The sequence below is a fragment of the Sphingobium tyrosinilyticum genome (assembly GCF_042654265.1).
Taxonomy (GTDB): Bacteria; Pseudomonadota; Alphaproteobacteria; order Sphingomonadales; family Sphingomonadaceae; genus Sphingobium; species Sphingobium tyrosinilyticum.
The window spans coordinates 18,741-43,797 of sequence record NZ_JBHSFZ010000008.1 but is presented as its reverse complement, the minus strand read 5'-3'; the positions used below and the strand labels follow the sequence as shown (position 1 = coordinate 43,797).

The following is a 25,057-nucleotide window of genomic DNA, read 5'->3' as shown; positions in this document are numbered from 1 at the left end:
GGCGATCGAGGCGGCGCGACCCGCTAGATCAAAGGGTTACGGCGTCGGCGGCAGGCTCGTTGGGCGGCCCGCCATCATCATTGGCGGCGCGGTCATTGTCCGCGTGACGCCACTTGGTCATGGGCAGGGCTGCGAGCGGGTGCGGCATGCGGCTCGGCACGGTTGCCCGCAGCGTGGCCATGCCGACGACGAACTGGCATCCGCACCGCTCGACATTCCGGCAATGATAATAGACCTCCCGGTAGAGCAGCGTGGCCTTGCCAGTTGTCGATCGAGCAAATGCCCGCTCGCCGCATCCGGGGCATTGCACCGACGGCATACGGGGCGCTCCCCCGCCATTGTTGGGTTTCGGCCCGTGGCCTTCGATCATCATACTACCCCCGACTTCCCCTGCGCGGCCCCATTGCCTGGCAGGAATGACCTGAGACGGGTCAGCAGGCGGCTGTACGCGCCGCTCGCTTCCTCGGTCTCTTTGATGGCGTGATGGATCTCTGTCGGCGACGCGCCATGCTGCATCGCATGGATGCTGCTGCTGATTGCGCCCGCCGATTCGAGGGATGCCTGGGCGATGTCGTCGGCCAGCGCCGCCCGGCAGGCCAATGTGTTCGACAGCGCGACGTCCAGCTGCCGCGCATAGCTTTCGAGGATGGGCGCAAAGCCGCCGCCCGCTTCCATGAAGGCATGATCAAGGGCGATGGCCTGATCGAGCGTCGGCATGCTGGCCTTGTCGCTTTCGCTCCAATAGCGGACAGCGCGCTTGGACCGCCGCGTAATCTTGGCCGCCTGATCCCAGCCAATGAGGCCGACAGCCGTCGTAATGGCGAGCGAGAAGGTGAGAGGGGCGCGGACCTTTGTCATGCTCCCGGCCTCCCCACTGCGCACATGGCGAACAGCGTCGAGAAGCTGATTATGAGGAACGCGGCGGTGCTGTGCCAGCGCGGCAGCTGCGGCGCGGGGGGCGGTTCGTCCCGCAGGGTCAGGCCTTCGGGCACGATGAAGGTGTGGCGGGCGGCGAAGCGGCCCTTGAGCGAATAAGCTGGCGCGGCATCGCTTGGGCAAATGGATGATGGGCATTTGCCCGAATGTTCAGCGCGCGCCGTGTCGGCTATCCCGTTTTCGGGGCGGTCTGCACGATCAGACTGCGACGGCGCATTGCGTCCGATCGCGTGTGTCTCGAAGGAAAGCATTCCGTTTGGTCCTTTCAAGCGGATCGGTTGGGCGGGGGTGCGAGCCCCGCCCAGCCATCTTCGGGTCAGGCGGCAGCAGCCGCTGGTTGCGCAGATCGTCCTGCCGCTATGGCGGCGCGGGCTGCTGCGGTGAGTTCGAGGGGCTGGCCCTTCCGCACATTGCCAAGCACTGCCTGGGCGCGGACTGCGGACCAAAGATCGCGGCGCGTGACGCGCAGCTGGATTTGCAGTTCCGTGACGCTCATCGGGTGAGCGGCGTCGAAAAGGGCGTTCAGCAGGCGGGCCTGCACATTCTTAGCGAAGGACATCAGGCGACATCCTTTCGTTGCGTTTTCGCCTTTCGATCGCAAGCGACCGCCTGGGACGGTGTCGATAGGATGGCCCCACATTCCTCACCGGCTTCACCGGGAGTGGGCGTCAGGGAAACGGGGTAAATGTCAGGTCTAAGAAGGTACCGTGAAACCGTAGTTTCAGCCTCCACTTTCAGAACGAATTCCGCAGGTAGGCGCTTGCCCGATTGCAGCCATTTCCACACTGCCGTTTGTGAAACGCCGCAAATACGGGCGAGAGCCGATTGCGATCCTGCTCTATGCACGGCGGCCTTAAGCGCTTCAAAAGGTGATGCTTGTTCACTCATAGGCGTTTGACTACAACCCAAGTTGCAGGTCAGTCAACCCTATAATTTCATTCCAATCAACATCTAAGGTTGTAGGGTCCGGCAATGTTGATTCCTGACCGTCTCGTCTCGCGCATGGAGCAATGCGGTGAGACGCAATCTAGCCTCGCTCGGAAGGTTGGTATCTCGCCTCAAATGGTGGGGAAACTTGCTCGCGGCGACGCGGCAGGAACAACCCAACTGCATAAAATTGCCCTGCATCTGCGCACGACGATTCCTTATCTGACGGGCGAGGTGGATGATCCTGAGGAGGGGGCATATATCCCTCCTTCGTCGGACGAGATCGCCGAGCAAATGGGCCTAATGAAGGTCGAAGAAGTCGATCTGGCGATCGGCATGGGTGCCACTTACCTAGACGAACCCAGTGTCCAGAGCATTGAACGGTGGATTCCAACCGACTGGGTCCGCAACTTCACCGATTCTCCGGCTTCGTTTCTGACCATCGCCAAGCCCGTTGGCGATAGCATGTATCCCACCATAAACGATCGGGACATCGTGCTGATCGACCGCTCCAAAAGGGTGATCGATAGGCAGGATGCGATCTGGGCGCTGGTCTATGGCGGCCTGGGGACGATCAAGCGGGTGCGAGCGATGCCAGACGGCACCATCAAGTTGATGTCCGATAATCCGCAAGTCCGCGAGGAAACAGCGGTCGACGGTGAGGTCTTCTTGATCGGACGCGTCGCTGGCGTTTTCAGGCGGACCTGATGCTGATTGCGGCTCTACTCGCGATCTCTGCCGCGATCTGTCATGCCAGCGACGGTGACACAATCAACTGCGCGGGCCAGCGTTACAGGCTGTTGGGGATAGATGCGCCGGAATTGCATGGTTGTCGGCCAGGCCGCCGGTGCGTCGTAGGCAACGCGCGCGCCTCACAGCGGAGCCTTGCGCAACAGTTGCGTGGCTCACTGACCATCGTGCCGATCAAGCGGGACGTTTATGATCGGATTGTCGCCCAAGTTTATGCTCAAGGCAGCAACCTCGCCTGTGAACAGTTGCGGCGCGGGATGGCTGAATACAAACCGAAGTGGGATGACGGGAGCAGGCTCAGGCAAGAATGCAACTGAGTTCACGCCAGTTGTTGTAGACACATTAACTCCCCGCCGTCTAATCGCTTGAAAAGACTATACAGGGGGTATCCAGATGAGCGAAAAGACGTGCCCGCAGTGCGCCGAAACGGTGAAAGCCGAGGCGAAAATCTGCCGTTTCTGCAACTATAATTTTGAAACCGGCACGCCCGGCGACACTCGCGTCGCGCCGGTTCCGCCCGAGAAGAAGAAGGGTCTGGGCAAGGGATGCTTGGTGGTCCTGGGGATCTTTGTCGTGCTTGTTATCATCGGTGCGATCGCGGGGGGTGACCAGAAGCCGGCCACGAACAATACCGCCGGCGGTAAGGTGCAAGCTGCCGAAACCGCCCTGTCGAGCGAAGGGCAAGCGGAAGCCGAGGAAGCGCCAGCCAGCACCCTGACCGGCCCCCAGCAGAATGCGGCGCGCACCGCGCAGCAATATATCAGCATGTCGGGCTTTTCCCGCAAAGGCCTGATCGAACAGCTGTCCTCCGACGCCGGAAATGGATATGATGTTGCCGATGCAACCGCCGCGGTCGATAGCCTGAACATCGACTATAACGAACAGGCTGCAAGAACCGCGAAGCAGTATCTCGATATGACCGGGTTCTCCTGCAAGGGCCTCATCGAGCAGCTGTCATCAAGCGCCGGCAACGATTACACGGTTAGCGAAGCAACCTATGGGGCGAAGCAGGCGGGGGCTTGCTAAACGGCTGGGCCGTTGATGTGATCGTGCAAAAGAAATAGATCAACTTGCAATATTCTGACGATTAGTCCGAGGGGGGAACATGGCTCGAGCGCCGCGCACGCCGCGCAAACCGGCGTCCACATTTGAGTATGTTGATGACGTGCCGATCGGGCGAGTGTTTCTGGCGCTCGACAATCCCCGACACGAAATCGTCGAAACGGAAAGCGAAGCCATCGAACGCCTTGTCACCAAGGAAGATGTCCTTCCGCTTGCGAGGGACATCGTTCGTCACGGCCTAAGCCCTCTTGAACGTTTTGCTATGACACCCATCGGCAAGACGCGCGCCGGCGATCCCACCTATTGGGTTGCCGAAGGAAATCGCCGCGTTTGCGCGCTCAAGCTGCTCAGCGACCCCGAACTTGCCCCACCCAAATATAGGAAAACCTTCGAAAAGCTTTCTGAAGAATGGGCACAAATCAAGACGGTGGCAGCGGTCGTCTTCAACGATTTGGACACATTGCGCATTTGGCTGGACCGAACCCATAGCGGTGCCCAAGGCGGGATCGGTCGAAAGACATGGGATGCTGAACAGAAACAGAGGTTTTCGGGCACCGCAAAGAACCGCCTCGCGCAGGCGCTCCTTGATTATGCCGAGGCCGAGGGCATGATCACCAAGCAAGAACGACAGGGCAAATTGACGACTGCCCAGCGCTTTTTGAACCCCGAAGTTTCGCAGGAAATCTTCGGGCTGGATCGCGCCAATCCCGACGAACTATGCCGAACTCGCCCCAAAGCTGAGTTTGACGTGATGGTTCGTCGCTTCATGCGCGATCTGGTTGAAGGTAAAGAGGTCACTTCCCGTAAGAACAAGCCTGACATCATCAAATATGTGAGGGGGCTGGCCAGTCTGCCCAACGTGACAACCGCTCGGATCGAACCGGAACCGGTGGCAGGCCCGGATCAAGGTGCCAACGGCCAAGGCGGCAAAAAGCGCGTAACCCGGAAGCCCAAAAAGCCCCAGAAAGCGCGACACGTTCAGTACGATGAAGAAATCAACTTGGCGCTGCGTGGATTGGGCAATGAAAAGCTCGAAAGTCTCTACTACTCGATTTGCGACCTCGAACTGGAGCAGCACACTCCCGTTGTCTCAATTGCTGTGTGGGCATTCTTTGAAACACTGACCGGTTGTGCTGGTCGTGCTGATGGTATCGGCTTGGATGCCTATCTCAGCAAGCAGCGCCTCAACAACTTCGGGATTAAGGGAGACGACCAGAAAGCTGTTCGGGCGTCGATTGACCGGACCAGAGATTATGGCAATTTGACCAAGCATCACAAGGTGTCGGCAGCGTTCAATGGAGACCAGCTGAACAACGACATGCTGACATTGAAAGAGGTCATCATCAAGTTGATCGAAGAGGCCAATTCAGCGGGCTAGAAATGGCTGGCCGAGGATGAACAATCTCGCTAGAAAGCCCAAGGACACAAGGGTTTGCAAGGCTTCTGAGTAATGCGCACAGCTTCACCACTCCGTTATCCCGGCGGGAAATCATGCATGATGGATCTAACCTCCACCATCATGCGCTTGAATGGATTGGAACGCGGTCACTACGCTGAACCGTTCGCCGGCGGGTGCGGCCTTGCACTTTCACTGCTGTATAGCGGTCTGGTGGCAGAAATTCACATCAACGATCTCGACCCCGCGATTTGGTCCTTCTGGCACTCCGTCCTCAATGACACGGAGGCGTTGATCGCAAAGGCCCGGGAGACACCAGTCACCATTGACGAATGGATGCGCCAGCGCGACATCAATCGCGATGCGGATGCGGGCAATCCATTGGATCTGGGTTTTTCTGCCTTTTTTCTGAACCGCACCAACCGTTCTGGCATCATCAAAGGCGGCGGCGTTATCGGCGGTTTAGATCAGACGGGAAATTACAAGATCGACTGCCGGTTTAATGTCGATGACCTAGTCAAGCGAATGCGAAGGGTCGCTCGCTACCAAGACAGAATTCATTTAACTAATCAGGATGCGGTCGAATTTTTGCGCGACTGCTCAAATCTACCGAAAAATTCATTGCTGTTCATCGACCCTCCTTATTTTAAGAAGGGTCCGGGCCTCTATACGAGTTTCTATAAACCAGAAGACCACGCCATTCTCGCGGATAACGTGCTTGATCTTAAGTCGCCGTGGGTCGTCACGTATGATGACGTTTCCCAGATCAGAGATTTGTATCGCGACCGGCGGCAATTCTGCTTCGACATCAATTATTCGCTTCAGGAGAAGCGGACAGGCACTGAACTGCTGATTGCCTCTAAAGGTTTGCGGATGCCCGACTCGGCGAGGGATCGTCAGGTCAACCGGCCGCAATATAGAGCCGCCGCCTAAGCCGCCGGCGCTGTTTCCATTTTAACATCGGTCGTGAAACCACCCGCCTTGTCAAGGCGGTGGGTCACTTCAGATATCAGCCAGGTGGTGGCGTCGATTTCATCCTTGTAACCGCTGACTGTAACCCGCGCTTCCGGCATGGCGTCGGCGCGGCCGAGCGCCAGTTTCATGTCCATTGTCGCCGGCGCTCGTTTCAGGCGATCGCGCTCGGCGAGGGCAGCGCGCTTCGCCGATGCCTCGTCGGGATAGACCTTGCGCAGCTTTTTCGCGCCGTCTTCCTTGCCGACCGTGAATGTCTTGCGCTTCGCGCCCTTCTTGTCGTGCCAGCTGGCGGACACGCCCTCCTGCCCGTCGCGCTTCTGCCGCTGCCAATTGTGACGATCGCCATCGGTGCGGCGAACGGTCAGGGACGGAAGAGCCTTGCCGCTGGTGGTTGTGCCCGCGCCCTTCTTGGCGAAGATCAGATGCTTGTCCTTGATGGTCGCCACGGCGTCATGTTCGCGGCCGAGGCGGCGCAGGAAGGCGATATCGCTCTCGCGGCTCTGGCTGATCGACTTGAGCGCGATCGAGGACAGGGCCGGCGCGACCTTCAGCGCCAGGCCGTTCCGACCTGCCACGTCCTTCAGCACCGCGCCCAGCGTCGTGTTCTTCCAGCTCTGCTCGCGCCGGTTGCGGATCTTGCTGGTGAAATCGGCGGCACGCGCCCTGATCGTGATCTCGTCGGGCGGGCCGCTGTGCGATACGTCGTCCACCTTGAAGCTGCCCTTGTCGACCAGGCCGACAGTCACGTCGAGGCCCTGTTTCCAGCCCAGCTGCACCTTCAGCACCGCGCCTTCCTTCGGGATAGCGAGCATGCCATCGGCGTCGGACAGCACGATATCCAGCTGATCGGCCTCATCGCCGCGCTTTTCCGAAAGACTGAGCGAGACCAAGCGCGGGCGCAGGCGATCGGATAGATCCTTTCCGTCGAGCGTCACGCGCCAGTCCGCGATGTTGGCGACCTTCTCCGTCATGCCGTCGCCTGGGCGTTATTCGCCGGTGCGGCGTCGTCCACGCGTAGCAGGTCGATTCCGAAGTCGATCCGGCGCGCTCGGCCGTCAGCCATCAGGAACGCATGGCGCTCATCGATCGAGGTGATGACGAAGGTGCCGTAAACCGTCCCGCGCCCATCTACCAGCGGCAGCGCCTCGCCATCGTCGGCCATTGCGCGCAGGTCATCCAGAGACACGCGCCCATCGGCAATCTCGGCATAGGTTGAGCCCGACAGGCTGATCGTCTCATCGCCGACGCCGACGAACTGCGTGGCGTCACGGGCGCCAATGCGCGCCGATCGGGCATGCCGCCAGTCCGTTTTCCGCTGTAGTTCGTCATAGGCGAGCGTGCCGAGTTCGAACAGGAACATGCCCAAAGCCATCAGGTGCATGACTGATCCCCTTTAATCATCGCCGAACGAACGGCCGCGCCGCTCGCGCTCGATCTGCTCGATGGCTTTGCGGACCTGGTCGGCAATATCCTGCGCCGACGCAGCGCCGGCGGTGATGTTGATCGTGTAGCTGGCCTGCACCGGCGGTTGCGGTGCTGCGCTGGGGGCTGTGCCCTGCGCCGCCACCGGTGCGGCGGCAATGGCGCTGCCGACCGCACCCACGCTCAATGCCCGCGTCATTTGCCCTGACAGGTCGCTGATGCGGGGAATCAGAGGGCTGGATGAAAAGCCCTTGGTCATCCGTTCCGAGAGTTCGGCGATTCGGTCGAGAGGCCCGCTTGCGTTGCTGGCGAGACCCTGATCCAGACCTGCCATCACAAATCCGCCCAGCCCAGCGAAGACGCGGGACGGAGAATGGATGCCCAGCTTCGCCTTGAACCAGTTCGCAACGGAACTGGCCGCCCCGACGATGGTGGATTTCAGCGCGCCAAGCATGCCCGTCACACCATTGATCAACCCCTGTATCAGGTTGCGGCCGATCTCGGTGAAGTTCAGCGATCGCAGATAGGCGAGCGCAGGCATGAAGGCGCGGATGAGCAGCCCGAGCGGATGGAAGGTGAAGAAGGCGTTGATCAGGAAGTCTATGGCTCCACTGACCATGCCTTTGATGCTCTCCCAAAGGCCGCCGAACCATGCTGAGATCGCGCCCCAATTCTCATAGATCAGATAGGCTGCAGCGGCGACGGCAGCGATAGCGGCCACGATCAGCAGCAGCGGCCCCAAGGCAATGCCCAGAGGCGCGGCGGCGGCGGTGAGCGCAGCGAAGGCAAGAGCGAGGCCACCCAACAAGATCAGCAGCGCAGCGCCAGCGCCCAGGAAGATCATGATGCCCTTGGCAAGGACCGGGTTTGCATCAGCCCATCCGCGCATGACGCTGGCCGCCGCCCGCACCTTTTCCGCCACCGCCACGACAGTCGGCAGCAGCGCTTTGCCCATGGTGATATTGAGGTTGGATAGCGCGTTGCCGGCGAGTCCTGTCGCTCCTTCGGTGGTCGCAACGCGGTTCAGGAACTCGGCGTGCATGGATCCTGCGACGGCGGCCTGGTCACCGACCAGGGCGAGCCGCGCCTTCAGCCCGTCGAGGTTGGTAAGCATCGGCGCGATCGCGGCGACGCTCTCCGATCCGAACAGTTGAGTCAGGATCCCGGATTGCTTGTCCGCATCTAACTTGCCGATCCGCTCCATGACGTCCACGATCGCGCCGGCGGCGTCCTTCTGCATCCGCTTGGCGACGTCAGTCGCTTCCAGCCCCAGCGCCTTGAATGCGCCCTGCTGCCCCTTGGTGGCCGCCTCGCCCTTGGTGAGCGCGAGCATGGTATTCTTGATGCCGGTGGCCGCCACCTCGCTCGGCAGGCCGATGGAATCGAGCGTCGAGCCCAGCGCGGCGATCTGCGGCGCGGCGAGGCCCGCGACCTTCCCCAGCGGCCCGATGCGGGTGATAATGTCGGTGACGTTCGCCGCCTTGCCGCCGAAGGTGTTGGTGAGCGCGTTGACGCGGTCGCCGAGCGCCACCACGCCCGCCTGCGGCAGTTCGAAGGCGGTGCGCCATTTCGCCATGGTCTCGCCCGCCACATCGGCCGTCATATCGAACGCCACGCCCATCTCGGCGGCATCATTCGTGAACTGCAGCAGCTGCTGGCGCTGGTCAGCCATGGGCCGGCCCATCTTGTCCATGCCGACGCCGGCAGCGCCGGCGGCAGCGGCGATGGCGGCCAGTTCATTGGCGGCCATCGGGATGCGCTCGCTCATGTCCATGAAGTCCGTGGACATCTGATCGATCGCCGGCGACGTCATGTTCGTCACCTTGCGCACGTCCGCCATGGCGCTTTCCAGCGTCATCGCCTGCTTGACCGCGCCAATCACCGGCGCGCCGGCAGCAACGCCGGCGGCGACCATGCCGAGGCCCATGCCCGTCGCCTTCTGGCTGACATCGTTCAGCTTTTGCGAATTCCGGTTGGCCTGGTTGACCTTCTCCAGCTGCGCCGTCTGTTGCTTGAGGGCGCGGTTCGCCTCGCCGGTGCGCTGCGCAAGCCGATCCTCATGACCGGCGAGGTCCATGACGTTCACGCCGGCGGCCGACAGCTTGGCCGACAGCTGCTGCAGTTCCGCGCCGCCCTGGTCCAGACGCGCCGCCAGCTGGGCAGATTGCTTTTCCGCCCGTTCAAATTCGGTGCGCAGCTTCTTCGTGGGCTTTTCGGTCGCCTCCAGCTGGGTGCGCAGCTGGGCGAGCTTCGCCTGCTGCTCCTGGTACTGGCGCGTGTCATCGGCGAAGCGCGATTCTGCTGACTTGTATCGCCCGACCTGCTTCTGCAGCGCATCGAGCGATTTCAGTTCCTCCTGCGTCTTCGCCAGATCCCGGCGCGCGGCCGACGACGCGCCGGTGATGGACTTGAGCGGCGCTGTCACCTTGTCCAGCGCTTCCAGGATGATCTGCAGCCGAAGGTTCTTATCCGCCATTATTGCTTCCCGGGCTTTTCAGGGGGCTTGGATCGACGGGCCGCCTGTTCGCGCCAGCCCATCAGTTCGGACAGGTGCATCCCGTCCATGATGGCGGGCGACCAGTGGAAGATGATCGCCACGTCCGCCATCGCGTCGTCTACTGATCGAGGACAGCCGCACGCTGCGACCTCTGCAGCAAAAAACCGCCAATCTCCGCACCGCAGGCGAGCAGGTCCGCCGGCTCCATGTTGGCGACTTCCGCTTCGGTGATCGTCGGCATGGAGATACGGGGCAGCAGCTTGGTCAGGGCATCGACCTTCAGCTGCCCCAGATCGACCAGGGACAGGCCGCGCAGTTCGCCCGAGCGGGGCTTGCGCAGCTGGACGCTATCGATGGTGGTTTCGCCACGGTGGATCGGCGCGTCCAGGGAAACGGTGCGGAATTCGGGCGCGGTTGCTTCGCTCATGATGATACTCTCCGAAGGTCAGGGGAAGGCGGCCCGGCGCGTGCCGGGCCAACCAGGTCAGAAGATGCCGAGGGCGGCGCGCACTTCGGCGCTGCGGTCGATACCGCCGACGATCTCGATCAGGTTGACCGGATCAATCTCGATCTCGGTACGGCCATTCCAGACAAGCTTGTAGTAGGCGAGCGCCACGGTGGCGGTGAACTCGCCGGGCTCGCCGACCTCCTGGTCGCCCATCTCGATTTCCGAATGGCGGCCGCGCACGATGACTTCGACATTATCGACCGCTGCGCTGTCGTCCTTCTGATAGGCACCCGAGAAGCGCAGATAGACGCCGTCCACGGTAGGCGTGCCCCACTGGCGCAGAACGTCGCGCAGAGGGCCGCCAGCGGTGAACGACACTTCCATTGCCTCCATGCCCATGTCGAGGCTGATAGTGCCGCCCATGCCGCCTCCGCGCCATTCTTCCATCTTGCGCGTGAGGGTGGGCAGGGAGACGCTGTTAACCTCGCCCAGATAGGCTTGGCCTTCGTTAAACAGGATCATGTTCTTGAGGGTGCGGGGCAGTCCCATTGCGGGCTCCTATGCGTGAGGAAAGATGGGGCGGACCGTCAGACGGTCTCGGCCAGCTGGCTCGCGAAGTCCGCGAAGTAGCTGTCCGTGATGCGCTGGTTGAAGCCGAGATCTTCCAGCGGCGGCGGGACGGTGTAGTCATAGTCAACGCGCAGCTTGCCGGCCTTCAGGCTGGCCGTGCTGTTGTTCGCTTCATCGAACCAACAGTTGAAGCCCAGGACGATCCCCTGCGCCTTCAGCTGCCGGCCAAAGCCATTGATCGTTTCAATGATATCCTTGGCGAGCGACGGGTTCAGCGGCTTGTCGATCGCCCACATCATGCCCTTCACGATGGTGTCGGCGAGCAGCTGCGCGACGCGCACCGTGCTTTCAAAGGCGAACAGACTTTCCGCCTCTGCCGTGGTGCGGTTGCCCCAGAAACGATAGCCCGTGTCGGTACGGACAAGGGCGGTCACCTCCTTGGCGTTGAGCAGCCCGGCTTCGCTGGACGCATCCTCAATGTCCCAATGAATATCTTTGGTGAGGCCCACCACGCCCTGCACCGGAACGTTCGACAGCGTCTTGTGCGGGCCGGCCTGAGTGTCGATCAAGGCGCGCAGGCCCATAGCTCGCGCGGCGGCGAAGCTGGTGACGTTAGCGCTGCTGCCCGTGTCCCAGGCGAGGAAGTCGGGCATCAGCAACATCAGTTCGCGTGCGCTGAAGTTGGCGCGATAGAGAATGGCGGCGGCGACCGTTTCGCCGATGGCGCGCGCATAAGCGAAGCCGCGCAGCTTCTGCGCCACGACGACGAGGGCGGCGGTAACCGCCTGCGTTTCAAGGCCGGGAGTGCCGATGATCTTCGGCTTGACGCCCAGCTGCGCCTGCGCCGCCAGCAGCGCCTGCATGCCGGTCTTCTGCCCGTCCGCATCAGTGGTGCCGATGACATTGCTTGCCGTTTCAGCAGCATCAGCGCCGTCCTCGACTCGGACCACCACAACAACCGGGCGGGTTTGATCAGCGATGGCGCGCAGGGATTTTGCCAGAGTACCCTGAATGCCCGCGTCGCCGATCGCGGTTTCAACATCGGTGATCAGCACAGGGCGATCGAGAGGGAAGGTGTCGGCATCAGCATCGGACGCGGTGGCGACGAGCCCGATGATCGAGGTGGACACGGCGGTCAGCGTGCGGGCGCCCTCGCTGATCTCGGTGAGGGTAATACCATGTTTGAAGGGCATGACTGACTCCTTGGGCTACAAACTGAGGGGCAGGACGAGGCGGGTGCGGGCGTTCGCAGCGGCAGTGTCGGTCCGCTCCGCATCGAGCGTGATGATCGCTGATCCGGCCCGTTCGCCGGCGGAAAGGCTGATGCGGCGAAGGCGAATACGATCTTCAAATCGCGAAATGGCAACAGCAGTAGCTGCGTAGACGCGCAGGATGTTTGCCGGCGTCATGGGCTGATCGATCAGGTCGGGCAGCAGCGAGCCATAGTCGCGGCGGCCGACACGGGTGCCGAGGGGCGTGCCGAGGATATCGGCGACCGACTGCTTGATATGCTCAAAACCGTCGAGCGGTGCGCCGCTGAGGCGGGACATGCCGGCCATCAGGCGGGAGCCCCCGTCTGGGCACTGCCAGCCTGCACACCGCCATGCTTGTGGCTCATGAGGCTGATGCCGCCGCCTGTCACATCATCCGATGCGGTGACGGATCCGTTGATAGTGACATCGCCATTGATGGTGACGCCGCCAGGCGCATCGATCGTAGCCGTTCCACCTTCCGGCAGAAGCACTGCAAGCGCGTGGCTCGCATGATTGTAGCTGATGACCGCGCCGTCGGGCAGTTCGAGGTGAATGACGTCAGGATCATTGGACGGAGGCGGATTGGCATCGGAATAGAGGCCGAGTACGACCAGGCCGTTCTCCACATCCCCTTCGGGACATAGGACAATGCACTGCTCCCCCACGCTGGGCGGCGACCAGTAGCGCGAGCCGCCGGCGCGCTGGGCGACCCAGGGCAGTTCCCCTGTGGTAAGTTCGCCAAGTTCGACCGTGCAGGTTGCATTGGCATGATCGACGGACGCGATAACGCCATATTGGATCGCCTCACCGATCTGCTGTTCGCTATCCTGTGCCATGCGCGGACCATGGCGCGGGGCTTAAGCCCTTGCGCGGCCCTGCATTTGTAGAGGCCGCCTCTACAAATGCAGGAGATTGCCGCTCAGGCATCGTTCGCGGGCAGCGGGAAATTGCTGATCAGCACTTCACCCGCTTTGATCGGCTTGCTCCCGACGATGTAGGTGGTGTCGATCGCCCCAATGGTGAAGCGGGAGAAGGTTTCGCGCACGCCTTCATTGTCGTTGAGGGACATGAGAAACCGCCCCTTGATCCCGGCCAGCTGGTCGGCCAGGGCGGCGAAGTCTGCGCGGCTGAAAACGTTCGCTCCATAGTCGCGCTCGCAGGCCCAATACGGCGGGTCGAGATAGAAGAGCGCCCCATCCCGGTCATAGCGGCGGATGAACTCGCCATAGGGCAGACGTTCGATGACCACGGATTGCAGGCGATCATGAACGTCGGCCAGCATCGGTTCGATCTTGCTAACGTCAAATCGGGCGGGCGCGGCGGCATACACGCCGAAGTTACGGCCAGACACTTTGCCGCCGAAGGCTAAGCGCTGCACGTAAAGGAAGCGGACGGCGCGCTGCAGATCGGTCAGGTGTTCAGGATCCTGCCCCAGCAGCCGCTCGAACTCGGCGCGGCTCGCCACGCGGAATCGCAGCATGTCGATCAGATAGGGATAATGCTCCGCAAGGCAGCGGAACAGCGTCACCACATCGCCGGAAATGTCATTGATCGCCTCGGCGCGCGGGCGGCGGGAGCGTCGCAGAAAGATGCCGCCCATCCCCACGAAAGGCTCGGCATAGCTGCTGTGCGGCGTAGCGTCGATGATCGCGCAGATCCGTCGGGAAAGATTGCGTTTTCCGCCGATGTAACCAGCGACGGGCGAAACGGGGCGGACGAGAACAAAAGGGGTAGACATGTAGGAAATCCTGCACGATGTCCCTTCGCGGCATGCCACGGAGGGAACTCAAATTGGGCGGGCGCGCCGCCCTGAGAGTGCGAGTGCAGGCTCGCGGCTATGAGGATGTGGGGACATCCTTTTGCCCCCTCCGGTGGAGGGCGGCAAATCAGGCTTCAGGCGCTTCTTCCGGCTCGGGCGGATTTGTGATGACGCCGAGTTCAATCTTGTGGGCCACGCCAGCGGCTACATCATCCACGCGCGCCGCCGTCGCTTCCTCATCATAGCGCCCCCTGTCGGTCAGACAGGCGTTGACCGCTCGCTCGTGGCGAACGCCCTTATGCTCGAACGTAACCGGCACGCTGCTGCTGCTGCGGTCGAATTTTCCGATAGTGATCTGCATGATTTTCTCCGTTGATGTCAGGCGCCCTCGACGCCGATGATGACGTCGAGGTCATCCATAATGGGCTTGAGCTGGTACGGGTTGGCGGCGGCCTCAATGTCAGCCTGCAATTGGGCATGTCGATCACGGATCGCTTGGCGCTGGGCCTCGGCTTCGACCGCATCATTGCCGGGGATCTGTTTTGCAATGACGTCGTCCAGCGGGGCGAGTTCCACAGATCTCGCGAACCGGCGGCGATCATGAGCGACGGCCTTGGCCTTTTCGAGGTTGATGGTGATCATTCCGGTTGCTCCCCCTGAATGGAGGCCAGTGCAGCTTCACGGCTCGCTTGCTCAGCGGCCTCCCTCTCCGCCTGCTCGGCCCACCAACCATCGGGGTCGCCGAACCCATCGGGTGCGGAGAAATCCGCCTCCCAGGCCGCACGGAAGGTGCGGTCGGCTGGTAGCTCGGCAGCGTCTATGATCTTGAATGACGCACCCTGAGGCACGTCCTTGCGGGCGATATCCTCGATCGTGAGGCCGCAACCGCCTACGGGGTGAACGACCCGGACGCCGCCGGTGGGAGCGCCGCTTTCATCGGTGTCGGGATAGATGATAACCTTGGGCATGATGTTACCTGTGGATGACGAGAGAGACGTAGGAGAGGTCGACGGAATCGAAGCCGCCATAGGATGTCAGCACTTGGCAGTAGGTGGTCGGCAGCACGCCCGAATTCGCGGGCACGACCAGATGCGCGTCCCAGCGGGTGGAATAAGCCGATACGATGCCGACAGCCGCATAATTGCCGTCAGGCATGGCGGTGCTGAAATTCACCGAATAGTTGCCGACGCCGTTGTCAGTGATGCTGGAGACATTGCCCGCGCCCCTGATGGACACCGCGCCGACGCCGTTGAAGTTCACCCAGGCACGCGCCGAATAGGACGGCGCGGAGCCTGAAGCGGTGGACAGCTTGCCAGCGGAATCCGCATAGCCCGCGGAGTTCGCCCAGCCCGCCGAGTTGGCGTAGTTCACGTTGAAGTTGGACGGATTCCAGACATAGTAATTGTTGCCGTCATTGCTGCCCCAAAGCCAGCTGGGCTGGCCCGCCTGCCCCGACCAATTGAAGGGCTTGTTCAGCAGGTTGTTCCAGTCGCGGATGCTATCGCGATGCCAGCCATCGACAAGGTCGGCATCGAGCCCTGAACCAGAGCCATCATTACCCGCGTGCCACGGCGTATAGCCGAGCCGTGCAGCGATATTCGTATAGTAGCTGCTGTCCTGCCCATCGAGCAGATCGGCATCCAAGCCGGACCCCGCCCCATCGTTGCCGCTGTGCCAAATCGGATAGGCCGCGGCACCCATGGACCAACCGCCGACCTTCCATTTGTTGTCAGTATCGATCCCGAAATAGGCGGCGAACGCGCCGGGCCGGTGAAATGCCAGCATGGCTGCGCCGGTGCCGTTCCCTTTTACCTCGGCTTCGCCAAGGCCGCCCGAGGCGTTGGCGACGCCCGAGGCTCCTGACGCTTGCGCGTCCAAATACACGCGACCCGTAAACGTGTCGCCAGCCTTGTTCGCAGGGGTGTAGCCAAGACGGGCCGTGATGTTGGTGTAATAGCTGCCCTGCTGCCCGTCGAGCAGGTCCGCGTCCAACCCGGATCCGGCGCCATCGTTGGACGAGCGCCAGACATCCGCAATGTTGCCGTCGAACACGAGGTTGCCCATGTCCGAGGCATCCACCTGCACTTTTACGCGGGATCCGGACCAACCGATATAGACGACATTGGTCAGCTGCCCGGTGCCGCCACCCTGACGCACCGGCGTGAAACCCAGGCGTGCCGCAATGTTGGTGAAATAGGCGCTGTCCTGACCGTCGAGCAGATCCGCGTCCAGACCCGACCCAGCCCCGTCGTTCGACGGGCCCCACGGCGTATAGCCAAGGCGGGCGGGGACGTTGGCGTAATAGCTGCCGTGCTGACCGTCGAGCAGATCGGCGTCGAGACCGTTGCCCGCGCCTTCGTCCTTGAGAGCGGCGCTCTTCAGTTCCAGCGCAAGACGCATCGCACCCACACTGGCGACCGTGAGCAGGCTCTTTACGAAAGCCGAAGGCGCACCTTCCCCAAATCGGGCGTTCAGCCAGCTGGTAACAGCGGTCTTGAGGCCCTTGGGCGTGACGGCTCGCACGGCATCCGTGCCCGTTTCCGCTTCAGCCTCTGTCGCCAGTTCGACAACGCCCTGCACGCTCGTGGTGGCCGGAGGATTGAGGAAGTTGGTATCCCCGAAGGCCAGCGTGTCGGCATCAACATCGGCGAACTGCACATCGATCGCCAGCAGCATCATGGCCTGGGCCGACTTCTCGATCAGAATGTCAGCCTGCCCGTAGATGCCGAAGAGCGTCCCGTCGCCGAGATAGAGCGCGAGGCTGCGGACGGTAAAAACGTCGCTGCTTTCATCGCGGATGATGAGATGAATGGTGTCGTCGGCCACGACGTCGCCCGATATGGTGGCGAGCCGCTTGAACTCGCCCGGCAGCGCGACCGCCTCAGGGGCAGGCACAAGCGCAGTGGCGGTCAAACCGACCTGCGCGATCGTCACGGGGGCTGTTCCGGTGTTCGCGGCGTTCACGAGCGCGGCGCGGCCTGCGTTGGTGACGAGGAGAGTAAGGGGCATGATTCCTCCGTCAGGCCGCCGGTGCCGTGCAGGACAGGCGGGCGTAGATGATCGGGCGGACCGCCGCGATCAGGCCGATGTCGGCCTCTGCGGTGATGCCCTGGGTGAAGGTGAAATGACTGCGCACCGGCTTGGCGCGCCTGACTTCGGCAATGACCTGGTCCACAAAGGCGGCCGACGCAGGCGCGCCATTCTGATCGAGGTTCAGCACAAGGTCGAAGGTGTGGGGGTCGCCCTTCGGCTCCTGCTGCCACCATTCGCGGATCGCTACCGATCCGCCGAAACTCTGGACCACGGCGCGCACGGACGCGGCGGTGCCCTTCTGACGTGCGATGATAATCGCCTTGCGGACGCGCTCGCGCTTGACCCCTTCCGGCCAGTCGCTGGACCAATTGTCGAGCGAAAGGCCCCAAGCCAGCCACGGCAGCAAGGCAATCGGACAGTTCGATGGCGACCAGACGTCCCGCACCAGCACCGCAATATCGAGCAGTCGAGCCGCGACCTGTTCGAGCGCCCTCTCAAGGTCGGTGGATGCGGGCGGCAGCAGGGATGAATAGGTCATTCGCCCGTGCCTGCGTAGTTGACGGCGATCCCGGTACAGTGCGGTGCCTGGACGCGCGAGACGATGATGTCTGCAGCGGGAGAGGTCAGGACGACATTTTGCACGCCCTCCACGTGGAGCGCGGCGAACAAGCCCGATCGAGTGATATCGCGGCCAAGCCGGTGGCTCGACGCGACATAGGCGGCAAGGCTCGCCTGCGCGGTCGCCAGTACAACGCTACCGTCAGGGCCGCTGAATGTGGTGAGCGTAGCGTCGACAGCATATTCGATGATCTCGGCGGACTGCACCGTAACGAAATCGGTCAGCGGGCGGCGCGTCTCGTCTGACACAAATGCATCGACCGCCGCGAGCAGTTCGGGCGAGGCTTCACCCGATCCTGTGCGCGAAAGCACCGAGACGAGCACTTCACCTGGCGCGGGGCTGATCGCGCTGGCATCCAGCACGTCCTCATCTGCCGACAGCGCGTGGAAGACATAGGCCCCTTCTGGCCCGGCGACGGAATAGCCTTCGGGAGCCAGCACCATGCGGCGGCGGAAATCCGCGTCACTCTCCATGACGGCCGGAATCCCCAGCACTTCGTCAGCCGGCACGAGCGTGAAGCGGGTGATGCCGAACAAGGCGGCGATATTGTCCAGGTCAGCGCCGGTGGCATAGGCGGGCATGACCGCCCGTGCCGCGTCATTCACGCGCTGGCGCACCAACTGGACGATGTAGGAAACCACCTGCAGGATCTTTGTCGCCGGATCGCTGTCGCGCGGGACGAAGTCTGGCATGAGCTCCTGCATGCGCGCGACCGCGTCAGCCTGGATCGTTTCGAAATCCAGAGCTTCGATTATCGCGGGCGCGGGCAGGCGCGACAGATCCACAGCGGTGAAGGTTGCATCGGCCATGGGAGCCATGTCGGGGCAGGCCCTAGCGCCGCGCCATCATCTGCATTTGTAGAGGCCGCCTCTACAAATGGAGGTAGATCATGCGCTTGCGGCGATGTGCGTGTAGAGCATGTCGAGCAGCTGCTCGCGGTCAGCCGCTGTCGCACCGAGCAGTTCGCGGCGGGGATAGGGCACCGCCTTCGCCTTGATCGATGGCTTGTCGCGCAGACCGAACTGGTGGACGCCAGCGATCTGCGAGACCTTTCCGGAGAAGCCGACCCAGAAGCCCTGATCGTCAGCGCCAGCGCGAAGGAATCGCGCGCTTGCCAGGCGGCGGAACATGGCGCGCCGGCGCAGCTCGCCACGTCGGCGCAGTCGGCCGCCGCCGGCGTTGCGATGCTCTTCGGGCACAGGCAGCCATTTGACGATCTTGTCGAACTCGAAGGAACGGATGCCGCCAGCCTCGATATCGAAGCCGGTCATCATGCGGCCACTGCCCCAGCTGAAGCTCTTCATGATGACCCGGCGTGGCTCGCCGCCCCCACCAGATGGATAGAGAAAGCACGCCGCGCCGCGACCAGACACCGGCGGAGCCTTATCCTTGCGGGGCGCGAAAGCCGAGCCGTCAGGCTGTCGCTGGGCCGCGATGCGGCTGCGCTGGCTTTCGGCGAGCGAGCGGCCCATGCGCCGCATCAGGGCCCGGCGCTCACCCGATGACAGGCTGCGCAGCAGCGCGCCGGCGATGCGCTCCACCTCGGCGAGTTCGTCCGTCATGCCGCAGGCGGGATGGCGGGCGTCAGCACCGCGCCTGGCGCATCGCTGTCCACGAGCAGTTCGGTATTGCCGAAGCCCTGCAGGAAGGACGTATCGACGCCGGCGAAAGCATTCGCAAAATCCGGCTCTGGCGGATGTTCGACATCATAGCCGCTGCCATCGGCGCGGGGTAGGACCAGTACGGTTTCGGTAAGGTCGATCGAGATCTCGATATCAGACGTGTCACCGTCGAGCAGATCGGCTTCGAAGCTGAAGGGCTGGCCATCGGTACGGCGCAGCAGCTGCGGCTGTTCCTTTTCGATCCATGCCAGCACCGGAACCATGATCCGGTCGGCATCGCCGGCGAAATCCGTCACCAGCACCTTCAACGTATAGCCATAGGCGAATGACGGCGTCGCCGATCGCCGGGTGTTGATCGACCCCGCCTCGACATAGATCTGCAGGCGATCGGGATGCGTCTTCAGGTCGGGAATGAAGGCGGTGAGCCACCGCCGCAGGCTGTCGGCCTTGCGCATCGTCAATCCGCCTGTGCGTTCGCCATGCGGGCCTGCGCCTGCAATTCGATCAGGGTGGCGCGGATCTGGCCCGCAACGTCATAGATGTTGGTCAGGCTCCCATGACATTGCGCGCCGGTCATCTCGCCGGTTTCAGTCCGCTGCACCCGGGGCAATGGGGCGGGTGTCGCCAGCAATGCCCCAGAGATCTTCGCTGTTGGCCGTGGCAGCTGCGCGGTCGAGCAGGCCGACGCCATCAGCATCGACGCAGACGCTGCGATAAATCGGACGCTCAATGACCTTCTGGCTTTCATGGTAAATTTCCCTGACACTGCCCTGCCGGGCATATTCCTTGACCTGGGCGGCCTCGGACGAGGCGTCCAGCTTGCCCTGCAGCTTCTTGCGCTCGGCCTCCCGGGCATCGTCGGCGCGCTTCTGCGCGGCCTGCTCCTTTGCGACGCCGACGCTGGTTCCGTAGAAGAAGCCGCCGATTCCTGCCGTGCATGCGGCGAGCGCAGCCGCCATGGCGAGGTGCGATTTCCCGATCATGCCAGCAGCCCCTTGAAATAGGACCGGCGCGCATAGGTCAGCACGTCATGGCGCAAGCGGCCTTCCCGATAGCTGACATGGATCCAGCCACTGTTGGGCTGGCCGCGCGTGTAGTTCTCAAGGATCAGCTGGTCGAAGGGCAGGCGATCGCGAATAAAGGTGGCCACCGTCACATTGTCGATGCCGGGGACTTCGAGATCTGCCGCTTCGCCCTGGGCGTGCTGGCTCGTCGAGGAAGAGCCGACGGCGAGGCAAAGCTTGACCGAGCGGAAGCCCGACGTGATCCGAATGGGCCTGCCGAAGTGGGCGCGCAGCGGCTCTAGCACCTTGGCGCAGAGCAGCTGCATCGCCGCGATCTGGCGCAGGCCGGGAGTGTTCGCGATTCCCTGCGCCTTCGCGGTCGCGGACGCGGCGAATTCGGCCAGGCTGAAATTGGGCGACAGCTGCATGGATCAGTCCTTCTTGGGCAGGAAGCGGTCGATGAGACGGCCCGGCACGCTGGTCAGCTTGTCGGTGATTTCGCGCGCAAGCCGGGGCGTGGCATCCACCGCGATCAGAGCGATGCCGAAGGCGATGGACTGAGCGACGAAGCCGCCCCAGCCCGTCAGGGCGATCACGGCCAGCGTGGCGTAGTAGCTGACGGTCGATCCCACGACCCATTGCAGGAACCGCTGGCGGAAGGGCAGCGCGGGCTTCCATGCCTGCGCGACGGCCGAGCCGATCAAAGACGGGGTGAGCGAACCGATCAATTCGGCGGCGGATTCGAGAAGATGGCGCAGGTCCATGGATCAATCCCAAAGCTGGATGAGGGGGCGGACGCGGGTGGCGTTCGCATCGGCGGTGGCAGGCACAGTGACGATGGTGCCGAGCGGAAGGATTGGGCCAAGGTCGGCAAGGCCGGGATTGGCGTCGAGAACGCGCGTCAGTTCGCTTGGGCCAAGCCCGGCATCACGCCAGAGCATCAGGTCCAGCTTGTCACCGGATCGGGCGACCAGGCGGCGCTCCTCGGCCATCAGATGAGCCAGACGCCGGTGCGCGACTTGCCGAGAATGTCACGGATTGCGTGGATGGCATCGCGGCGAAGTTCATCGATCGACGGGGATAGTTCGTCGGCCTGGTTGCCGCCGGATGCTGTCGTGTCGAAATCGCGGTGCCGCTCGATCAATTCGGCCTTCGCATAGAGCGCGATGGCTCGGCCGTAGCGGATCAGCTGCACGCTCTTGCCGTCCAGCTCGGGCGCTGGCACCGCCGCCAGTTCGTCGTGGCCGGCGGCGATCGATGCCGCAGCGAATTCGCGCAGGTCGATTTCCGCCGTCATCATCGCACCGAGAATGGCGGCGCGAAGGCGGGCGGGCGTAATGCTGGTCGGGATCCTCGCAGCCTCGCGCACCGCCGCCGGCTCGATGTCAGGGAAGAAGCCGTCGTTGATGACGGTCGTTTCCTCTGCCGGCGGCTGCTCGATCTCCGACGCGGGAGGGCGGGCGACGAAGGTCATAGGATCAGGATTCGCGCCAGTTCACTCATGATCAGGACGATCAGCAGCAGGAGCGACAGCGCCTTTGCCCAGAGGATGAGGCCGGACCATCGGACCCGCGACCAGGTCCAGACGCAGACTGTCGCCGGCTGCGGGCTTCGATCTTCCTCGAACAGCATATAGCCGCCGATCGCGGCAGCGATTGCGATAGGCGTGATGAGCAAAATTGCGCATGCCAGCAGCAGTGTCTTGAAAATCAACCAGATGATGAACGCGATGCTCATAATGCCTCCTATTTGGCCCACCGGCTTACAGGGGTGGGGATCGGGTCAGATGCGGCCCTGCGGCCCGAAGGCCTCCCGCATCGCGCGATCCGCCCCTGAGCGCCGGGGGCGAGCTTGTCAGGCGGCGCTGTCACCGCCCTGTTGCGATGCGGGCGCAGCAGCGGCGATCGCTGCCAGCAGCTTGTTCACCCGCTTGATCTTGTCTTTGACGCCGGCGCGGTCGTTGAGCCGCTGCGCCTCGGTCAGGCTCGCCAGCGCCTGCTCCAGCATCGGCTTGGCGTCTTCGGGGGCCGCGTCTGCGCCTCGGTCGAGCAGTTCGGTGCCGATCGCCTTGAACAGCTTGGCGCGCACCGGATCGTGGATGTCGCAATGCTCGGTCAGGTCTGCGACCTGGCGCAACGTGTCGAGCGAGAAACTCTCATTGGTGTTTTGCGCCTTGATCGCCGCATCGGCGACTTCTTCGACGACGATGGTCGCTGCGTCGCGTTCGTAGCGCGACGGCATGGCGACCTTATGCCGCAGCACGAACTCGGCCAGGATCAGCGCATCGTCGAAAGCGCCGGTGTCGATCAGCCACACCATGCAGGTCGGCACGACTTCGGCGGCGAGGCCAGCGCCGACGCCGTTGTCGGCCGCCAGGATGCCCAGCACCCATGACTTATATTCCGGCAGCATCTTGCGCTTGGCGGCGATCTTCATGTCGATCGAGCGGATTTCCTTCAGCTGGCGAAGATCGTGCGTCATGCGAAGGCCGACTTGGCGAGCGGCGATGTCCGCCGGGGAGGCGTTCGCCGCCCCCGATGCCGGGAGAGTTTCGGCAGCGGGGGCGACAGCCGCTCCACCTGCAGGTGCAGCTGCTGCGCTGACGGTCTGGGCAGCAAGGATGCGTTCACGGTGACGGCGTGCGAGGCTCATGCGCGTGTCCTGTCAGGTGGAGGGATGGCGGGGAGGAGCCGGCTATCAGGCCGGCTTCTTGCCCATGACGATGTTTTCAACGAGGGCGGCGCGGCCGTAATCCTCGACAACGAAATCCTCGTTGACCGATTCATAGTTCTCGATCTGGTCGAGAGCCGGCTCGTCCTTCACCTGGCGGCGGCGGGTTTCCTCCTGGACATAGATCGCCAGATTATCGAGGCTGGTGATCATAAGCGCGTCTTCGGGGAAGAAGGGCACGATGATGGCGCGCTTGCCGGCCAGCTGCTTGGGCAGCGTCAGGATGCGATGCGCGGCCTCATTCTCGGTCGCGGTCGCGCCTGCGCCCTGCAGCAGGTTCAGATACTTGTCCTTGACCAGCGCCCAGCCCACGATGACCACCAGATCGGTATCGCTGCGGTGCCAGGGATCGAGCAGGTCGAGGGTGTCGAACGCCAGCGCATCAAGATTGGCATAGTCCGCATCGGCGGTAGCGACGTTGGTGGCATCGCCGTCGACCACTTCGACGCCGGCAGCGACATAGATCGCCTTGGTCGGGTTCGTGGTGAGGGCGCCATCGTCCAGCACGCGGTCGGGGGCGTTGGTGCGGATCTTGTGCAGCCAGCCCTCGTTGACGTCCTGCAGCAGCGGATTGGCGACGCGATCGGTCGCGGCGGCGGCCGAGGTGCCGTTGAAGCCGATCATGATGCGATCGCGGCCCTGCTGCTTCAGGATAACGTCGCGCAGCAGCGTCTGGAATTCCGGCTTGTGACGCCAGGCATCCAGCTTTGCATAGGGGATGGCGGTGTCATAGTTGGTCTGACGGCAGTGATAGCCGCCGTCGTTCGACGTGTCGGTCGGATCGGTGGGCGTGCGGCGGTTGCCGCCGGCGGTGTTGGTGCGGCTTGCGATCGGGCGCGTGGCACCGACGCCAACCTTCTGGCCGACCTGGTTGGGCACCATGACGACGCTGATCGAATTCAGGAAGTCGCTCGACTCCTGGATCTTCTCTTCCAGCTTCTGCTCCACCGATGGTGCGACGGTGAATTTGGTGCTGGTGACTTCTGCCGCCTCGACGCTGTTCAGCAGCGCGATCTGGCTGACATAGGCGGCGAAGGCGACGCGGGTTTCTCTACGCATTTAAGGCTCCTGGTGTGCGGGGGGCGTGCGGTGCGGGGGTGGCTCAGCAGTCCGTGACGATGGCCGCGCCGCCGCCAGTCGCAGGCGCGCGCTTGAAGGTGCTGGGCTGCTCGGTCGTTTCGAGTTTCGCCTTCAGCGTGGCGAAGTCGGCCTTGAGAGCGACAACCGCGTCGTTTGCAGGCTTTACCGCCGCCGCGATCTGCTCACCGATGATGGTGGCGAACTGGCTGAAGTCGACATTGTCGTTGGCCGGCTTGGGCGTTTCCTGCGATTCCGGCTGCTTGGGCTTGCCGTCGCCGCCGGTCAGCTTCGCTGCGACGGCATTGAAACCCGCCATGATCGCAGCGCCGATACCCTGGCCATCGGGAGCCGGCGCATCTTCCAGTTCGATCTCTACCGCTTCGAAAGCCTCGGAGAACAGGTTGCCCGGCGCGGACTTGCGCGCATCGAACATCGGCTTGAGCGCAGCGAAATTGAACGCTTCCACGCCCAGCGAGGCGGGATTGTCGGTCAGACCAAGGCCGGTCAGGCCGATCTTGCCGGTGCCGGCGAAATCGGGCGAGATTTCCACCGAGGGGAAGGGCTTCTGGCCCTTGGCGCGCATGGCGATCAGCTGGTCGTTGGGTTCGACCTGGACATAGAGGGCCTTGCGGCGCTCAGTCTTGCCGTCGATCGTGAATTCGTCGGTCTGCGCCTTCACCGCGACGACGTCGCCATAGCCGTTGAACGGCGGCTCGGGGCTGTAGCCCTTGATGTGCTCGACGTTGATACGCGGCGTATAGTTGGCGGTGTTGAAGGTGGCGACGATGTCATCGATCCAGGAGGCCTCGATCTTGCGACCGTCGCTGACGGTGAAGCCTTCAACGAAGACGCGGAAAAATTTGCTCTTGGCCATGATCGGTCCGGTTCCCTTGGTTGCTCGGCAGCACGCGGCAGTGCGGAAGCCAGCAGAAAGGGACCGAGCTTGCCGTTCCTCAAGGCAGTGCATTTGTAGA

The 25,057-nt window shown here is 62.9% G+C and carries 38 protein-coding genes; 5 read left to right on the top strand and 33 right to left on the bottom strand.

Annotated features, from left to right (window positions below):
* Positions 1–28 precede the first annotated feature (28 nt).
* From ACFO3E_RS06120 to ACFO3E_RS06100, 5 genes are all read right to left on the bottom strand, one after another.
* On the bottom strand, positions 29–373 hold the full coding sequence (locus ACFO3E_RS06120; RefSeq protein ID WP_380803227.1) for an ogr/Delta-like zinc finger family protein: 345 nt from the start codon (positions 371–373) through the stop codon (positions 29–31).
* On the bottom strand, positions 370–858 hold the full coding sequence (locus ACFO3E_RS06115) for a hypothetical protein (RefSeq protein ID WP_380803224.1): 489 nt from the start codon (positions 856–858) through the stop codon (positions 370–372). The genes ACFO3E_RS06120 and ACFO3E_RS06115 overlap by 4 nt, the downstream gene beginning before the upstream one ends.
* Complete coding sequence (locus ACFO3E_RS06110; RefSeq protein ID WP_380803221.1) at positions 855–1,187, bottom strand: hypothetical protein; 333 nt, start codon at positions 1,185–1,187, stop codon at positions 855–857. The genes ACFO3E_RS06115 and ACFO3E_RS06110 overlap by 4 nt, the downstream gene beginning before the upstream one ends.
* Before the next feature lie 65 nt (positions 1,188–1,252).
* Positions 1,253–1,495: a hypothetical protein gene (locus ACFO3E_RS06105; protein ID WP_380803218.1), complete on the bottom strand. Its 243-nt coding sequence runs from the start codon at positions 1,493–1,495 to the stop codon at positions 1,253–1,255.
* Positions 1,495–1,824: a transcriptional regulator gene (locus ACFO3E_RS06100; protein ID WP_380803215.1), complete on the bottom strand. Its 330-nt coding sequence runs from the start codon at positions 1,822–1,824 to the stop codon at positions 1,495–1,497. Before ACFO3E_RS06100 ends, ACFO3E_RS06105 begins: the two co-directional genes overlap by 1 nt.
* Positions 1,825–1,908: 84 nt before the next feature.
* Here ACFO3E_RS06100 and ACFO3E_RS06095 point away from each other — a divergent pair, with 84 nt between their 5' ends.
* From ACFO3E_RS06095 to ACFO3E_RS06075, 5 genes are all read left to right on the top strand, one after another.
* Positions 1,909–2,571 (top strand): XRE family transcriptional regulator, encoded by a 663-nt coding sequence (locus ACFO3E_RS06095; RefSeq protein WP_380803213.1) that lies wholly within the window; start codon positions 1,909–1,911, stop codon positions 2,569–2,571.
* Positions 2,571–2,930, top strand: coding sequence for a thermonuclease family protein (locus tag ACFO3E_RS06090; protein WP_380803210.1), 360 nt, complete (start codon positions 2,571–2,573; stop codon positions 2,928–2,930). Before ACFO3E_RS06095 ends, ACFO3E_RS06090 begins: the two co-directional genes overlap by 1 nt.
* 76 nt (positions 2,931–3,006) lie before the next feature.
* Positions 3,007–3,639 carry an Ltp family lipoprotein gene (locus tag ACFO3E_RS06085; protein WP_380803208.1) on the top strand — a complete coding sequence of 211 codons (633 nt, stop codon included), beginning with the start codon at positions 3,007–3,009 and terminating at the stop codon, positions 3,637–3,639.
* 79 nt (positions 3,640–3,718) lie between these two features.
* Positions 3,719–5,053 carry a hypothetical protein gene (locus tag ACFO3E_RS06080; RefSeq protein ID WP_380803205.1) on the top strand — a complete coding sequence of 445 codons (1,335 nt, stop codon included), beginning with the start codon at positions 3,719–3,721 and terminating at the stop codon, positions 5,051–5,053.
* Between the two features lie 72 nt (positions 5,054–5,125).
* A complete protein-coding gene (locus ACFO3E_RS06075) occupies positions 5,126–6,004 on the top strand; it encodes a DNA adenine methylase (RefSeq protein WP_380803203.1) in 879 nt (292 codons plus the stop codon).
* Here ACFO3E_RS06075 and ACFO3E_RS06070 read toward each other — a convergent pair.
* The 28 genes from ACFO3E_RS06070 to ACFO3E_RS05935 all read right to left on the bottom strand — a co-directional run bounded on the left by ACFO3E_RS06070 (position 6,001) and on the right by ACFO3E_RS05935 (position 24,957).
* Complete coding sequence (locus tag ACFO3E_RS06070) at positions 6,001–7,017, bottom strand: contractile injection system protein, VgrG/Pvc8 family (protein WP_380803200.1); 1,017 nt, start codon at positions 7,015–7,017, stop codon at positions 6,001–6,003. The genes ACFO3E_RS06075 and ACFO3E_RS06070 overlap by 4 nt on opposite strands.
* On the bottom strand, positions 7,014–7,427 hold the full coding sequence (locus tag ACFO3E_RS06065) for a phage tail protein (protein WP_380803198.1): 414 nt from the start codon (positions 7,425–7,427) through the stop codon (positions 7,014–7,016). Before ACFO3E_RS06065 ends, ACFO3E_RS06070 begins: the two co-directional genes overlap by 4 nt.
* Before the next feature lie 12 nt (positions 7,428–7,439).
* Positions 7,440–9,944, bottom strand: a complete 2,505-nt coding sequence (locus ACFO3E_RS06060; RefSeq protein ID WP_380803196.1) for a phage tail tape measure protein — start codon at positions 9,942–9,944, stop codon at positions 7,440–7,442.
* Positions 9,944–10,075, bottom strand: a complete 132-nt coding sequence (locus tag ACFO3E_RS06055) for a GpE family phage tail protein (RefSeq protein WP_380803193.1) — start codon at positions 10,073–10,075, stop codon at positions 9,944–9,946. The genes ACFO3E_RS06060 and ACFO3E_RS06055 overlap by 1 nt, the downstream gene beginning before the upstream one ends.
* 8 nt (positions 10,076–10,083) lie before the next feature.
* On the bottom strand, positions 10,084–10,392 hold the full coding sequence (locus ACFO3E_RS06050; RefSeq protein ID WP_380803191.1) for a phage tail assembly protein: 309 nt from the start codon (positions 10,390–10,392) through the stop codon (positions 10,084–10,086).
* Positions 10,393–10,449: 57 nt separating this feature from the next.
* On the bottom strand, positions 10,450–10,962 hold the full coding sequence (locus tag ACFO3E_RS06045; RefSeq protein WP_380803188.1) for a phage major tail tube protein: 513 nt from the start codon (positions 10,960–10,962) through the stop codon (positions 10,450–10,452).
* Between the two features lie 38 nt (positions 10,963–11,000).
* Entirely contained in the window at positions 11,001–12,176 is a 1,176-nt protein-coding gene (locus tag ACFO3E_RS06040) for a phage tail sheath subtilisin-like domain-containing protein (protein ID WP_380803185.1), read from the bottom strand.
* Between the two features lie 15 nt (positions 12,177–12,191).
* Positions 12,192–12,542 carry a GPW/gp25 family protein gene (locus ACFO3E_RS06035; protein ID WP_380803183.1) on the bottom strand — a complete coding sequence of 117 codons (351 nt, stop codon included), beginning with the start codon at positions 12,540–12,542 and terminating at the stop codon, positions 12,192–12,194.
* Entirely contained in the window at positions 12,542–13,072 is a 531-nt protein-coding gene (locus tag ACFO3E_RS06030; RefSeq protein ID WP_380803180.1) for a phage baseplate assembly protein V, read from the bottom strand. Before ACFO3E_RS06030 ends, ACFO3E_RS06035 begins: the two co-directional genes overlap by 1 nt.
* A gap of 83 nt (positions 13,073–13,155) precedes the next feature.
* On the bottom strand, positions 13,156–13,974 hold the full coding sequence (locus ACFO3E_RS06025) for a DNA adenine methylase (RefSeq protein ID WP_380803178.1): 819 nt from the start codon (positions 13,972–13,974) through the stop codon (positions 13,156–13,158).
* A gap of 148 nt (positions 13,975–14,122) precedes the next feature.
* Complete coding sequence (locus ACFO3E_RS06020) at positions 14,123–14,356, bottom strand: hypothetical protein (protein ID WP_380803175.1); 234 nt, start codon at positions 14,354–14,356, stop codon at positions 14,123–14,125.
* A gap of 17 nt (positions 14,357–14,373) precedes the next feature.
* Entirely contained in the window at positions 14,374–14,637 is a 264-nt protein-coding gene (locus tag ACFO3E_RS06015; protein WP_380803173.1) for a hypothetical protein, read from the bottom strand.
* Entirely contained in the window at positions 14,634–14,963 is a 330-nt protein-coding gene (locus ACFO3E_RS06010; RefSeq protein ID WP_380803171.1) for a hypothetical protein, read from the bottom strand. Before ACFO3E_RS06010 ends, ACFO3E_RS06015 begins: the two co-directional genes overlap by 4 nt.
* 4 nt (positions 14,964–14,967) lie before the next feature.
* On the bottom strand, positions 14,968–17,004 hold the full coding sequence (locus ACFO3E_RS06005; protein WP_380803168.1) for a hypothetical protein: 2,037 nt from the start codon (positions 17,002–17,004) through the stop codon (positions 14,968–14,970).
* 10 nt (positions 17,005–17,014) lie between these two features.
* Positions 17,015–17,566 carry a phage tail protein I gene (locus ACFO3E_RS06000; protein ID WP_380803165.1) on the bottom strand — a complete coding sequence of 184 codons (552 nt, stop codon included), beginning with the start codon at positions 17,564–17,566 and terminating at the stop codon, positions 17,015–17,017.
* Entirely contained in the window at positions 17,563–18,456 is an 894-nt protein-coding gene (locus ACFO3E_RS05995; RefSeq protein ID WP_380803162.1) for a baseplate assembly protein, read from the bottom strand. Before ACFO3E_RS05995 ends, ACFO3E_RS06000 begins: the two co-directional genes overlap by 4 nt.
* Before the next feature lie 78 nt (positions 18,457–18,534).
* Complete coding sequence (locus ACFO3E_RS05990) at positions 18,535–19,209, bottom strand: phage virion morphogenesis protein (protein ID WP_380803159.1); 675 nt, start codon at positions 19,207–19,209, stop codon at positions 18,535–18,537.
* Positions 19,206–19,724, bottom strand: a complete 519-nt coding sequence (locus ACFO3E_RS05985) for a phage tail protein (RefSeq protein WP_380803157.1) — start codon at positions 19,722–19,724, stop codon at positions 19,206–19,208. The genes ACFO3E_RS05990 and ACFO3E_RS05985 overlap by 4 nt, the downstream gene beginning before the upstream one ends.
* 2 nt (positions 19,725–19,726) lie before the next feature.
* Positions 19,727–19,870 (bottom strand): hypothetical protein, encoded by a 144-nt coding sequence (locus ACFO3E_RS05980; RefSeq protein WP_380803155.1) that lies wholly within the window; start codon positions 19,868–19,870, stop codon positions 19,727–19,729.
* Positions 19,857–20,228, bottom strand: coding sequence for a hypothetical protein (locus ACFO3E_RS05975; protein ID WP_380803152.1), 372 nt, complete (start codon positions 20,226–20,228; stop codon positions 19,857–19,859). Before ACFO3E_RS05975 ends, ACFO3E_RS05980 begins: the two co-directional genes overlap by 14 nt.
* Positions 20,229–20,248: 20 nt before the next feature.
* Entirely contained in the window at positions 20,249–20,701 is a 453-nt protein-coding gene (locus ACFO3E_RS05970) for a D-Ala-D-Ala carboxypeptidase family metallohydrolase (protein WP_380803149.1), read from the bottom strand.
* Positions 20,702–20,704: 3 nt separating this feature from the next.
* Complete coding sequence (locus tag ACFO3E_RS05965; protein ID WP_380803147.1) at positions 20,705–21,037, bottom strand: hypothetical protein; 333 nt, start codon at positions 21,035–21,037, stop codon at positions 20,705–20,707.
* Positions 21,038–21,040: 3 nt separating this feature from the next.
* Positions 21,041–21,265 (bottom strand): tail protein X, encoded by a 225-nt coding sequence (locus tag ACFO3E_RS05960; protein ID WP_380803145.1) that lies wholly within the window; start codon positions 21,263–21,265, stop codon positions 21,041–21,043.
* Entirely contained in the window at positions 21,265–21,747 is a 483-nt protein-coding gene (locus tag ACFO3E_RS05955) for a head completion/stabilization protein (protein WP_380803142.1), read from the bottom strand. Before ACFO3E_RS05955 ends, ACFO3E_RS05960 begins: the two co-directional genes overlap by 1 nt.
* Complete coding sequence (locus ACFO3E_RS05950; protein WP_380803140.1) at positions 21,744–22,010, bottom strand: hypothetical protein; 267 nt, start codon at positions 22,008–22,010, stop codon at positions 21,744–21,746. The genes ACFO3E_RS05955 and ACFO3E_RS05950 overlap by 4 nt, the downstream gene beginning before the upstream one ends.
* 117 nt (positions 22,011–22,127) lie before the next feature.
* Positions 22,128–22,925: a phage terminase small subunit gene (gpM, locus tag ACFO3E_RS05945; protein WP_380803138.1), complete on the bottom strand. Its 798-nt coding sequence runs from the start codon at positions 22,923–22,925 to the stop codon at positions 22,128–22,130.
* Positions 22,926–22,970: 45 nt separating this feature from the next.
* Positions 22,971–24,062 (bottom strand): phage major capsid protein, P2 family, encoded by a 1,092-nt coding sequence (locus ACFO3E_RS05940; protein WP_380803136.1) that lies wholly within the window; start codon positions 24,060–24,062, stop codon positions 22,971–22,973.
* Between the two features lie 43 nt (positions 24,063–24,105).
* Complete coding sequence (locus ACFO3E_RS05935; protein ID WP_380803133.1) at positions 24,106–24,957, bottom strand: GPO family capsid scaffolding protein; 852 nt, start codon at positions 24,955–24,957, stop codon at positions 24,106–24,108.
* Positions 24,958–25,057: the final 100 nt, after the last annotated feature.